This is a genomic window from Hydrogenophaga sp. H7, assembly GCF_002025745.1.
GTDB classification, from domain to species: Bacteria; Pseudomonadota; Gammaproteobacteria; order Burkholderiales; family Burkholderiaceae_C; genus Hydrogenophaga; species Hydrogenophaga pseudoflava.
This window is the reverse complement of the sequence record NZ_MCIC01000016.1, coordinates 258,885-271,183: the sequence shown is the minus strand read 5'-3', so window position 1 is coordinate 271,183 and position 12,299 is coordinate 258,885. Positions and strand designations below refer to the sequence as shown.

Genomic DNA, 12,299 nt, shown 5'->3' with positions numbered 1-12,299 from the left:
TGGAGATGCTGATCACCGCCCGCCCCGGCGACCTGGGGCATGGCCTGACCGTGCGGCGCGTGCTGCCCTACGCCAAACGCCGCCACGTCGGTCCCTTTGTGTTCATGGACCACGCCGGCCCGGTCACGCTGGCGCCCGAGCACGTCCGCGCCGCCGACGTGCGGCCGCACCCGCACATCGGCCTGTCGACCGTGAGCTACCTGCTCAGCGGCATGATCACCCACCGCGACAGCCTGGGCATCCGGCAGGACATCAAACCCGGCGACGTGAACTGGATGACCGCGGGCCGCGGCATCAGCCATTCCGAGCGCTTCACCCACCCCGAGTCCTTCGCGGGCGGCGGGCTGGAGCTGATGCAGTTCTGGGTCGCGCTGCCCGAGGCCGACGAAGAGTGCGAACCGGCCTTCGACCACTACCCGCAGGCCCTGATGCCCGAGCACGAGACCGGCGGCGTGTGGTGGCGCCTGTTCGCCGGCAGCGCCTACGGCCAGACGACACCGGTGCGCACACATTCCCCGCTGTTCGCGCTGCACGCGCGCCTGCAGCCCGGCGCCACGCTGGCCCTGACCGGTGGCCACGCCGAACAGGCGGTGTATGTGGCGCGGGGCGCCGTCACCCACGGCGACACGACCGCGGAACCCGGCCAGCTGCTGGTGTTCACCGGCGAGGGTGATTCGGTGACGGCCGGCCCCGACGGCGCCACGCTGATGGTCTTCGGCGGCCAGCCGCTGGGTGAGCGCCACATGTTCTGGAACTTCGTGTCCTCGCGCAGGGAACGCATCGAGCAGGCCAAGGCCGACTGGCGGGAAGGCCGCTTCGCGCTGCCGCCCGACGACCACGACGAGTGGATCCCGCTGCCCTGAGGGCCGGCGCGCATTCGGTCACGCCTGGGCGCGGGGTGGCCGCGGCACAATGCCGGCATGTCCCTTTTTGACCGACTGTTCGGCGCGCGCGCCCGGGAGTACCCCGAGTCGCGCCTGCCCGCCGACCGCCAGGCCGCCGTGAACGGTTCTTCCGCCGCGCACGAAGCCGCCCACCTGCTGCGCGCGCCCACGGCGCTGATGCAACTCAGCGAGACCGAGGCGCTGACCGTGGTCGGCTTCATGCGGCCCAGGCGCTTCAAGCGCGGCACGACCATCATCCGCCAGGGCGAGGCCACCGACACCGGCTTCATGGTCCTGGTGCTCGAAGGCGAGATCACGGTGGAGACGCTGATCGCGCGCCGTGTCAACCCGGTCACCGTGACCGTGCTGGGCCCGGGCAGCCTGATCGGCGAGATGGCCCTGGTCGACGGCGGCGCCCGCTCGGCCTCCTGCACCGCCAGCACCGATGTGGCCTGCGCCGTGCTCACGCGCGATGCCCTGGAGGCGCTGACCGCCGAGCAGCCCGCCACCGCCGCCAAACTCATGACCGCCGTGGCCCAGCGCCTGGCCGAGCGCCTGCGCGACAGCGGCCACAAGCTGCAGGTCTACAGCCAGCTGGTGCAGACCATGCAGGCGGAGATCGACCGGCTGATGCCCACGCCCGACCAGCGCCGCTGAGGCACTGCGCGGCGCGCCGTTCACGTGCTGCGCAGCTTGAACACCTGGACCGCTTCCAGCAGATGCGCGGCCTGGTCGCGCAGGCTGGCGGCGGCCACGGCCGACTGTTCCACCAGCGCCGCGTTCTGCTGGGTCATCTGGTCGAGGTTCGCGACCGCGAGGTTCACCTCGCCCACACCCGTGGTCTGTGCCTGGTTGGCCTGGCGCATGGTGCCGACCAGCGCGTTCACCCGCTGCACCGACTCGACCATCTGCTGCATGGTCTGGCCGGCGCTGTCCACCAGTGCGCCGCCGGACGCCACCCGCTGCACCGATTCGGCGATCAGGTCCCTGACCTCCCGCGCCGCCCCGGCCGACCGGGTGGCCAGCGACCGCACCTCCGACGCCACCACCGCGAAACCGCGGCCGTGTTCGCCCGCGCGGGCCGCCTCCACGGCGGCGTTGAGCGCCAGGATGTTGGTCTGGAAGGCGATGCCGTCGATCACGCCGGTGATGTCGGCGATGCGCCGCGAGGACGCGGTGATCTGGCCCATGGTGCCCACCACGTCGGACACCGCCGCCTGCCCGTCGCGGGCAGACACCGAGGCCGCCTGGGAGATCGCCCCGGCCTGCTCCGCCGCCAGCGCATTCCGCGCCACGGTGCCGTGGATGTCCGACATGGCCACCGCGGTCTGCTTCAGGGCCGAGGCCGCCTGTTCGGTCCGTGCCGACAGCTCCCGGTTGCCGGCGGCAATCTCGCCGGCCGCTTCGTCCATGCGGTGGGCCGAGTCGCGCACCTGCCCGACCATGCGCCGCAGGTTCTGCGTCATGTCGGCCAGGGCCCGCATGAGCAGGCCGACCTCGTCGCGCCCGGCGGGTGGCGCCACGTCCTGGGTGATGTCGCCACGCGCGATGGCCTGTGCCAGCCGGATCGCCTGGTTCAGGCCGTCGACGATGGAGCGGCAGATGCTGCGCGTGAGCACGATGGTCATCGCCAGCGCCAGGCCGATCACCACCGCCAGGCGCTGGACGTACGCCACCAGTTCGTCGCGCAGATCGTCCACGTAGACACCCGAGCCCACCACCCAGCCCCAGGGCTCGAAGCCCTTGACGAAGGACAGCTTGGGCACCGGGTCCACGCTGCCCGGCCGTGGCCATTGGTAGCGCACGAACCCCTGCCGCTCACGCCGCACGGTCTCGACGAAGCGTACGAACAGCGCCTGCCCGTCCGGGTCGCGGATGCCGCTGGCGTCCTGCCCCTCCAGCGCCGGCTGCTCAGGGTGCATGACGATGCGCGGCTGCATGTCGTTGATCCAGAAGTACCCACCCTCGCCGTAGCGCAGGCTGGCCAGCGCCTGCCCGGCCAGTGTCTGCGCACCGGCCTTGTCCACCTGGCCGGCGCGTTCCAGGCCATGGGCCCAGGCCAGCACGCCGTGGGCCAGCTCCACCGTGTGGCGCGTGGCCTCGGCCCGGGCCTGCTGGGCCCGCCGGTATTCCTCGGCCCCCAGCCAGGTGGCCAGCAGCACCAGTCCACCGATGCCCATCAGGGCCATGAAACGCAGCTTGGTCACGATGGACCAGCGCCGAAGCCAGTGTTGCATTCACGTCTCCTTCAATGGGGCCAGTGTGTCGGTCCCGGACACACTGGCATCGGTTGAAAAGACGGGAAATTGAATCCTTTTTGCCCCAGGATTCCGCATTCAGGGTGTCACGGAGACCGTGACAGTAGGCATCAAGTATTCGGGGCGGTCTTGGCGCTCCAGACCATGGTGATGGCCAGGATGCCCAGCACCACGCCCAGCGACACCGCCACCGGGATCTTGAAGATGTCGATCAGCATCATCTTGCTGCCGATGAAGACCAGGATCACGGCCAGCCCGTAGTTCAGCAGGTGGAAGCGGCTGGCCGCGGCCTGCAGCAGGAAGAACATGGCGCGCAGACCCAGGATGGCGAACACGTTGCTGGTGAGCACGATGAACGGGTCCTTGGTGATGGCAAAGATGGCCGGGATCGAGTCCACCGCGAAGATCACGTCGGTCAGGCCCACCATGGCGATCACCATCAGCAGCGGCGTGGCGATCTTCTTGCCGTTCTCGACGGTGAAGAACTTCTCGCCGTCGAACCGCTTGCTCACGGGCATCACGCGGCGCAGCAGCTTCAGGGCCGGGTTGTCGTCCAGGCTTTCTTCCTTGCCGGCGGCCCACCACATCTTGACGCCGGTGAGGATCAGGAAAGCGCCGAACACATAGAGGATCCAGTGGAACTGCTCCAGCAGCCAGGCCCCCACCAGGATCATGATGGTGCGCAGCACGATGGCGCCCAGGATGCCGATCATCAGCACCCGTTTCTGGAAGGCCGGCGGCACCGCGAAGTAGGTGAAGATCAGCAGGAAGACAAAGATGTTGTCCACCGCCAGGCTCTTCTCGATCAGGTAGCCGGTCAGGAACTCCAGCGACTTCTCGTTGGCGACCGCAGTCGAACCGGTGGTGTCCTTGATGGCCCACCACAGCAGGCCGTTGAAGACGAAGCTGACCGCCACCCAGGCGAGCGACCAGTTCAGCGCTTCCTTCACGCCCACGGCGTGGGCGCCCTGCTTCTTGAGCACGACAAAATCGACGAACAGGGCCGCGAGCACGAAGGCGACGAAGACGCCCCAGAGCCAGAGGGGTGCAATGGTTTCCATGGTGGACAAGACCTTTTCTTGAGGACGGTGTTGATCGGATGAAGAACACCCTCCAAGGTCTGGCCGGGACCGGGCATGGCGCCAGGCCCGGGGCATCCGGCGGCCTTCCGGTGAAGACCGCGTACTGACGGACGCCCCACCCGCCGAGGCCGGACGGGGCGTCCGGTGGCGGGCTGGTTACTCCCCTTGATGGGAGCAGCGATTGTGGGGGCGGCGCACCGCCCTCACAAGGCGAAGGTCACTCAGAAAAAAATGGAACATCGCCCAACGACCTGCAGCAGCAGCACAGTCCGGGGTCAGGCCGCCTCTTTGTAGAACATCGCCCGCCCCACCGCCCGGGGCGCCTGCGTGGCCACCGCGTCGTGGATCGCGCCGATGTGCTGCGGCGTGGTGCCGCAGCAGCCGCCCACGATGTTCACCAGGCCCTCGGCCGCGAACTCGCGCAGCAGGCGGCTGGTGACGTCGGGCGTCTCGTCAAAGCCGGTGTCGCTCATGGGATTGGGCAGGCCGGCGTTGGGGTAGCAGCTGATGAAGGTGTCGCCCGCCACCTTGGCCAGTTCCTGGATGTAGGGGCGCATCAGCGTGGCGCCCAGCGCGCAGTTCAGGCCCACGGCCAGCGGCTGGATGTGGCGCACGCTGGCCCAGAAGGCGGTGACGGTCTGGCCGCTGAGGATGCGGCCGGAAGCGTCGGTCACGGTGCCGCTGATGATGACCGGCAGGCGCTCGCCGCTCTTCTCGAAGAACTCGTCGATGGCGAAGAGCGCGGCCTTGGCGTTGAGTGTGTCGAAGATGGTTTCCACCAGCAGTACGTCGGCGCCGCCTTCCACCAGCGCCTCCACCTGCTCCAGGTAGGCGGCGCGCAGCTGCTCGAAGGTGATGTTGCGGGCACCGGCGTCGTTCACGTCGGGGCTGATGCTGGCGGTCTTGGGCGTGGGGCCGAGCGCGCCGGCCACGAAGCGCGGCTTGTCGGGCGTGCTGAATTTGTCGCAGGCCTCGCGGGCGATGCGGGCCGAGGCCAGGTTCATCTCGCGCGCCAGGTGGGCCATGTCGTAGTCCTCCTGCGCAATCGTCGTGGCGCCGAAGGTGTTGGTCTCGATCAGGTCGGCGCCGGCCGCAAGGTAGCCCTCGTGGATGTCGCGGATCACGTCCGGGCGGGTCAGGCTCAGCAGTTCGTTGTTGCCCTTGACGTCCTTGTGGAAGTCCTTGAAGCGCTCGCCGCGGTACTGCGCCTCGCCGAGCTTGAAGCGCTGGATCATGGTGCCCATGGCGCCGTCGAGGACGGCGATGCGTTGGGACAGGATCTGGGGCAGCGCCTGGGCGCGGGTGTAGACGGGCGTTTTCATGATCCCGCGATTGTAGGAAACGCCCCCCGGCCAGCCGTGGTCAGGGGCTTCGGCGCAGCGCCTGTTTTCTATACTGCGCCGCTTCCAGGAGGTGTGTCGTGCAACTGCGTGTGGGCCCATGGGCCGCTGGCCCCGGCCGCTGGGTATTCGCCTGGGGCCTCTGCGCCCTGCTGGCGGGCTGCGACCGGATCGGCCCGTGGAGCGCCGAGCGCAGCCACACCGTGTCGGCGGTGATCGAGCGCGCGCCCGGCCCGTTTGGCCAGGTGAGCTGGCACGCGGACTACCGCGCCGAGGATTGCCCGGCGGGTGCGCCACCCGGGGGCGGCGAGCTGAGCGTGGCGCTGCCGGTCACCCACCAGGGCGGGCACCACTACGAGACCACCGTCCCCGGCCGCCCGGCGGCGGGCACGGGACAGGACCGGTGCCGCTGGCGGCTGGTGTCGACCTCGACCCGCTTTGCGGCCACCGCCGCCGAGGGCGACGAGGTCTTCGAGGCCCGCCTGACGGCGGGGCAACTGGCCCGGGAAAAGCCGGTGGTGCTGTACTACTGGCGCGGCACCTACCCGCGCATGCCGGGGGCGATCATCACCCGCGCGCTCGGGGAGCCGGACCGCCAGGTGTTCCGCCCCGAGTTCCAGAACCAGCTGTTCACGATCACGCTGACGCCCCGGGCCGCGCGCTGAACCGCCCGCCGGGCAGGCGCAGGGGCGTCCCGGCCTCAACGACAATACGCCCCCATGAAACACCTGCTCCCGACCGAAGCCTGGACCTGGCTGCAAGACCGGACCGCGCAGCGCGCCGCCCAGGGCCTGGAGCCCCCGCTGTTCGTCGACGTGCGCATGGAAATCGAGTCGCTCTACGTCGGCCGGCCGCCCGGCGTGGTGCACATCGCCTGGTACGAGTACCCGGACCTGACCGCCGATCCGCAGGCCTTCGCCGCCGCGGTGGAGGCCGAGGCGGGTGACAAGGACCGCCCAGTGCTGCTGATCTGCCGCAGCGGCAAACGCACGCAGGACGCCGCCGCCGCGCTGGAGGCTGCCGGCTTCGCCGAGGTGGCGCACGTGGTGCATGGCTTCGAAGGCGATCTGGACGACCGGTTCAAGCGCAGCACGCTCAACGGCTGGCGCTTCGACGGTCTGCCCTGGGAACAGATGTGATCGACATCTCCTCTGAAGGCGAGACGCTGGAAGCCTGCGCCGAGGTGCTGCAGGCGGTCTTCGGCTACGAGGCCTTCCGCGGCCCGCAGGCGGGCATCGTCACCCACGTCAGCGACGGCGGCGACGCCCTGGTGCTCATGCCCACGGGCGGCGGCAAAAGCCTGTGTTACCAGATCCCGGCCATCGTGCGCCAGCGCGCCGGCCACGGCGTGTCCATCGTGGTCTCGCCGCTGATCGCGCTGATGCACGACCAGGTGGGCGCGCTGCTGGAAGCCGGCGTGGACGCGGCCTTCCTCAATTCCAGCCTCACCAGCGACGAAGCGCAGCAGATCGAACGCCGCCTGCTCAAGGGCGAGATCACCATGCTCTACGCCGCGCCCGAGCGCCTGACCACGCCGCGCTTCCTGGCGCTGCTCGACTCGCTGCACGAGCGCGGGCTGCTCAGCCTGTTCGCCATCGACGAGGCGCACTGCGTGAGCCAGTGGGGCCACGACTTCCGGCCCGAGTACCGCGAGCTGGCAGTGCTGCACGAGCGCTACGCCGGCGTGCCGCGCATCGCGCTCACGGCCACGGCCGACGACCTGACGCGCGAGGACATCGTGACGCACCTGCAGCTGCAGGACGCGCGGCGCTTCGTCAGCAGCTTCGACCGCCCCAACATCCGCTACACCATCGTCGAGAAGAAGGACGGCACGCAGCAGCTGCTGCGCTTCATACGCGACGAACACATGAACAGCCAGGGCCACGACGCCGGCATCGTCTACTGCCAGTCGCGCAAGCGGGTGGAAGAAGTGGCGGCGCTGCTGGTGGACCACGGGCTGAACGCCCTGCCCTACCACGCGGGCCTCGACTCGGCGGTGCGCCAGAAGCACCAGGACCGTTTCCTGCGCGAAGAGGGCCTGATCATGGTCGCCACCATCGCCTTCGGCATGGGCATCGACAAGCCGGACGTGCGCTTCGTGGCCCACCTGGACATGCCCAAGAACATCGAGGGCTACTACCAGGAAACCGGCCGCGCCGGTCGCGACGGCGAGGCGGCCGACGCCTGGATGGTTTATGGCCTGCAGGACGTGGTGAACCAGCGCCGCATGATCGACGAGAGCCCGGCGGGCGACGAGTTCAAGCAGGTGCTGCGCGGCAAGCTGGACGCTCTGCTGGCGCTGGCCGAAGCCAGCGACTGCCGGCGGGTGCGGCTGCTGTCGTACTTCGGCGAAGCCAGCCAGCCCTGCGGCAACTGCGACAACTGCATCTCGCCCCCGGCCCTGCACGACGCCACCGAGGCGGCGCGAAAGCTGCTGTCCTGCATCTACCGCGTGCAGCAGGCCAGCGGCACGGCCTTCGGCGCCGGCCACCTGATGGACATCCTGCGCGGCAAGGCCACCGACAAGGTCGCGCAATACGGGCACGACAAGCTCAGCACCTTCGGCATCGGCGCCGACCTCAGCGAGAGCCAGTGGCGCGCCCTGCTGCGCCAGCTAATCGCGCGCGAAGCGGTGCGGGTGGACGACGCCCCGTACAACACCCTGCACCTGACCGATGGCGCCCGCCCCATCCTCAAGGGCGAAGCCCAGGTCTGGTTGCGCGAGGTCACCGAATCCAAAGGCAGCCGGCGCAGCAGCCGCAAGTCCGCCCGCGACGCGGTGGCGCCCGACGGCCAGCCGCTGTCGCTGTCCGAACGCGAGTGCCTGGACGCGCTCAAGGCCTGGCGCGCCGAGGTGGCGCGCGAACACAACCTGCCTGCCTTCGTGATCTTCCACGACGCCACCCTGCGCGCGATCGCCGCTGAAAAGCCGCGCTCCATGGCCGATCTGGACGGCATTTCCGGCATCGGGCAGAAAAAGCGCGAGGCCTACGGCGCCGAGGTGCTGCGCGTGGTGAGTGCTTTCGATTAAAGCCCTCCGGCTTTGCGTCGATACGGCTGTCAACCATCGTCTGATCACCCGACCGCCCGTCGGAAATGGGGGTGTTTTGCGGCCCATTTCTCTCAAGACACGACCCCCGCCCGCCGAAAAAGCAGAGGAAGCCGGTGAAGTGCCGGCGCCACGACTTCAGCGGAGACCGTTCATGTTTTTCAAGCTGCCCTGGTTCAGACAGAAAGAACCCAGCTTCCACGACACCCAGGTCCTGGAAATGGACTTCCTGGTGAGCGAGTTCGAGGACGCCGTCTCTGACATCCAGGACCCTCTGCGCACGCGGCTGCACGTCGCGCTGCTGGCCTGCCGCAACCCGCAGGACCTGTGGTTCCTGCGCGGCAAGCTGTTCAACCTGATCTCCAAGCACCACTGCGAGGGTGTGGCCCACCAGCGCGTGTCACGGCTGGACCAGAAGCTGATGTTCTTCGTGAACCACCACCCGGACCACACGCCCGAGGAACTGCCGTCGGGTCCCATGGCCCTGTTGCACTGACCGGCGCCCCAGACAAGGCAGGGCCATCGGGGGCTTCCTAGAATCGGGCGCATGTCCCACGCGCCCCTCCTCATCCTCAAGACCGGCTCCACCCACGCCCACATCCGCGACCGCCTGGGCGATTTCGACGACTGGATCGCCGCCGGGCTGCGCGCTGGCGGTGCGACCGTGCTGGCGACCCACGACGCACAGGTTGACGGGTTGCCGGAAGCGCCGCAGCGGTTCTCGGGCGTGGTGCTCACCGGCTCGCACCACATGGTCAGCGAGCGCGAGCCCTGGAGCGAGGCGCTGGTGCCCTGGCTGCAGGCCGCCGTCGAGGCCGGCACCCCGCTGCTGGGCATCTGCTACGGCCACCAGCTGCTGGCCCACGCGCTGGGCGGCGAGGTGGCCCACCACCCCGATGGCGTCGAGATCGGCACGGTGACGGTGGCGCGCCACGCCGCCTCCGAAGCAGACCCGCTGCTGGGCGACCTGCCCGAGCACTTTCCCGCCCAGGCGGTGCACTGGCAGTCGGTGCGCCGCCTGCCCGCAGACGCGGTGCTGCTCGCCGGCAGCGCGCACGAGGCGCACCACGCCTTCCGCGTCGGCGAACGCGCCTGGGGCGTGCAGTTCCACCCGGAATTCTCCGACGAGGCGCTGCGCGCCTACCTGGAAGGCCTGGGCCCGACGCTGGAACAAGAGGGGCTGGATGCGGCACAGATCGCCGACGCGCTCAGGCCGACCCCTGAAGCGGCGTCGGTGCTGCCGCGGTTTGCGCGGCTGGCGCTCAGTGCGTGAATCCGATGGTCCGCGCTTCGCGGACCTCGGGCTTGATGCGGTGCTCGGCTTCGAGCTGCGCCAGGAACTCCTCCGGCGGCAGAGTCTCGGCCAGGATCTCCACCTGGCGCTTGACCGCAGCGAAATCGCCCGGGCACAGCTGCTCCAGCTTGGCCAGCCGTGATCGGACCGGCTCGGTCAGGCCGGCCTCGTCACCGCCCAGCGCCTCGACCACGAACATGCGTTCGCGCTGCTCCCGGCGCAGCGGCTTGAACCGGATCTTGAAGGTGAAGCGCCGCAGCGCCGCCTGGTCGATCGCGTCCATCAGGTTGGTGGTGCAGACGAAGATGCCGTTGAAGCGCTCCATGCCCTGCAGCATCTCGTTGACCTCGGTCACCTCGTAGGTGCGCTGCGCGCCGCGCCGGTCCTGCAGAAAGCTGTCGGCCTCGTCCAGCAGCAGCACCGCCTTCTCGGCCTCGGCCTCGCGGAACATCGCCGCCATCTGCTGCTCGGTCTCACCCACGAACTTGCTCACCAGGTCGCTGGCGCGCCGGATCATCAGCGGCCGCTCGAGCTGTTTGGCGATGTGTTCGGCCAGCGCGGTCTTGCCGGTGCCGGGCGCGCCGTGGAAACACAGGCAGCCGTGGCCGCGCGCCTTGAGCGCGGCCACGATGCGGCCGATCTCGTAGCGCGACTCGACGTTCAGCATGTCCAGGCTGTACTGCGTGACTTCCGGCCGCTGGCCGGCGTCGGGCTGGCGGCCCAGGGCCAGGTCGGCGTTGCGCAGCTGGCGCTCGATCAGCTCGTCCAGCGTGGGGCCGGTGTCGGCCGCCACCTTCTTGCGGCGCCCGGGCGTCTTCGCGGGCGCGGCCGCCAGATGCGCAAAGCGCACCGCGGTGCGGATCTGCGCCGGCGTCAGCCCCTTGCGCGCGGTCAGCCGCGCCACGAGACCGTCGGACACCGGCTCACCTTCCAGCGTCTTGCGCACCAGCTGCTCGCGCGCGCCGGGTGGCGGGCTCTTGAGTTCGAGGTGGTAGGCAAAGCGGCGGCGGAAGGCCGGGTCGATCTGCTCGATGCGGTTGGTGACCCAGACCGTCGGCACCGCATTGGATTCGAGAATCTGGTTCACCCAGGCCTTGCCGCTGACGCTGTTGCTGTGCGGCGCCGACACCTGCTCGGCGCGCGCCATGAACTGCGCCGCCTCGCTGCTGATGGGCGGGAACACGTCCTCCACCTCGTCAAACAGCAGCGCCGAGTGGGCCGTGCCCTTGAGGAACACCTGCGCGATCTGCAGCGAGCGGTAGCGGTCGCGGCCGCTGAGCGCGTTGCCGTCGCGGTCGGCGTATTCCACCTCGAACAGCTCCAATCCGGCGGCCTGTGCCACCACCCGCGCCAGTTCGGTCTTGCCGGTGCCGGGCGGGCCGTAGAGCAGGATGTTCACGCCCGGCTCCTTGCGCGCCACCGCTTCGCGCAGCAGGCCGCTGAGCAGGCGCACGTCATCGGCCACGTACTCGAAGTCCTTGGACGTCAGCGCCGAGCGCGCGGCGGGGCGCGTGAACACCGCCATCAGCTCGCTCTCGCTGCGGTACTCGCGCATCAGCACCGGCGGCAGCTTTTCGCTGACCTTCATCAGGTCGGCCAGGTCGGTGATGTTGTGCTCGGAGATCAGGTTCTCCACCATGCCGATGCGTTCGAGCCGCGAGCCGGCGCGCAGCGCCTCACCCACCTCGCTGGCCTTGACGCCGGCCACGTCGGCGATGGCCGCGTAGGCCTCTGGTGCGTTGTTGACCTTGAACTCGACCAGGATGGAGCGCAGGTCGCGCTGGTAGCGCGCCAGCGTGCCATAGAGCAGCAGCGCGCGCTCGGCGCGGTTGAGCTGCAGCAGGTTGGCCAGCGCGTCGATGTTCTTTTCCACCAGGGTGCTCTGCTTCTTGAGCGCCTGGTTGAGCCAATCGCCCGTCACGGCCAGCACCGACAGCAGGTCCTTGGGTGATTCCTTGGCGTACTCGTCGAGATAGAAGAACAGCGTGCCTTCTTCATAGGGGCCACGCCACACGCCGTAGCGCTCCATGAAGGCGGCGGTCGAGAGCTGTTCGTTGCCGGTCCAGAGTTCGTTGTCCTTGCAGCGGCGGGCCAGGAACTCGCGCAGGCGCGCCAGCACGGTCATGGGCCACACCAGGTGGCGGCCGGCCAGCGCCAGCAGGGTGTTGAGATCGCGGCGCACATTGAAGCGCTGACCCTGGCGGGCGGCGAGCGTGAGCACGAAGTGCGAGCACATCAGGTCCAGCACCGGCGCCTGGCGCAGCCCGGACGGCACGAACACGCGCGCGTCCAAGGCCGGGCTGTGCCGGGGCTCGGGGCTCGGGCGCGCTTCGGCCGGACGCGGCGTCGCCGGCGTGGCGCGCTGCAACAGGCGTTTGCTCATGAGGACACC

Annotated in this window: 11 protein-coding genes; 7 read left to right on the top strand and 4 right to left on the bottom strand. The window is 69.4% G+C overall.

Annotation, left to right across the window (positions count from 1 at the left end; genetic code table 11):
- The first annotated feature begins 5 nt into the window (after positions 1-5).
- Both BC358_RS14855 and BC358_RS14850 read left to right on the top strand, forming a co-directional pair.
- Positions 6-863, top strand: a complete 858-nt coding sequence (locus BC358_RS14855) for a pirin family protein (protein ID WP_306292800.1) — start codon at positions 6-8, stop codon at positions 861-863.
- Positions 864-920: 57 nt separating this feature from the next.
- Entirely contained in the window at positions 921-1,541 is a 621-nt protein-coding gene (locus BC358_RS14850; protein WP_079366431.1) for a cyclic nucleotide-binding domain-containing protein, read from the top strand.
- A gap of 20 nt (positions 1,542-1,561) precedes the next feature.
- On the opposite strand, the gene BC358_RS14845 is transcribed toward BC358_RS14850, so the two are convergent.
- The 3 genes from BC358_RS14845 to BC358_RS14835 form a co-directional block, all read right to left on the bottom strand.
- Positions 1,562-3,121: a methyl-accepting chemotaxis protein gene (locus BC358_RS14845; protein ID WP_079366430.1), complete on the bottom strand. Its 1,560-nt coding sequence runs from the start codon at positions 3,119-3,121 to the stop codon at positions 1,562-1,564.
- Between the two features lie 131 nt (positions 3,122-3,252).
- Positions 3,253-4,203 (bottom strand): TerC family protein, encoded by a 951-nt coding sequence (locus BC358_RS14840; RefSeq protein ID WP_079366565.1) that lies wholly within the window; start codon positions 4,201-4,203, stop codon positions 3,253-3,255.
- 296 nt (positions 4,204-4,499) lie between these two features.
- Positions 4,500-5,546, bottom strand: a complete 1,047-nt coding sequence (locus tag BC358_RS14835) for a homocysteine S-methyltransferase family protein (protein ID WP_079366429.1) — start codon at positions 5,544-5,546, stop codon at positions 4,500-4,502.
- Positions 5,547-5,644: 98 nt separating this feature from the next.
- Here BC358_RS14835 and BC358_RS14830 point away from each other — a divergent pair, with 98 nt between their 5' ends.
- From BC358_RS14830 to BC358_RS14810, 5 genes are all read left to right on the top strand, one after another.
- Positions 5,645-6,229 carry a hypothetical protein gene (locus BC358_RS14830; RefSeq protein ID WP_066152342.1) on the top strand — a complete coding sequence of 195 codons (585 nt, stop codon included), beginning with the start codon at positions 5,645-5,647 and terminating at the stop codon, positions 6,227-6,229.
- 54 nt (positions 6,230-6,283) lie between these two features.
- Positions 6,284-6,703, top strand: coding sequence for a rhodanese-like domain-containing protein (locus BC358_RS14825; RefSeq protein ID WP_079366428.1), 420 nt, complete (start codon positions 6,284-6,286; stop codon positions 6,701-6,703).
- Positions 6,700-8,595 (top strand): DNA helicase RecQ, encoded by a 1,896-nt coding sequence (gene recQ / locus BC358_RS14820; protein ID WP_079366427.1) that lies wholly within the window; start codon positions 6,700-6,702, stop codon positions 8,593-8,595. The genes BC358_RS14825 and recQ overlap by 4 nt, the downstream gene beginning before the upstream one ends.
- A gap of 172 nt (positions 8,596-8,767) precedes the next feature.
- Positions 8,768-9,109 (top strand): hypothetical protein, encoded by a 342-nt coding sequence (locus tag BC358_RS14815; RefSeq protein WP_079366426.1) that lies wholly within the window; start codon positions 8,768-8,770, stop codon positions 9,107-9,109.
- 51 nt (positions 9,110-9,160) lie between these two features.
- Positions 9,161-9,886, top strand: coding sequence for a glutamine amidotransferase (locus tag BC358_RS14810; protein WP_079366425.1), 726 nt, complete (start codon positions 9,161-9,163; stop codon positions 9,884-9,886).
- Here the strand turns inward: BC358_RS14810 and BC358_RS14805 are convergent.
- Entirely contained in the window at positions 9,876-12,143 is a 2,268-nt protein-coding gene (locus BC358_RS14805; RefSeq protein ID WP_373270142.1) for an ATP-binding protein, read from the bottom strand. The genes BC358_RS14810 and BC358_RS14805 overlap by 11 nt on opposite strands.
- Positions 12,144-12,299 lie beyond the last annotated feature (156 nt).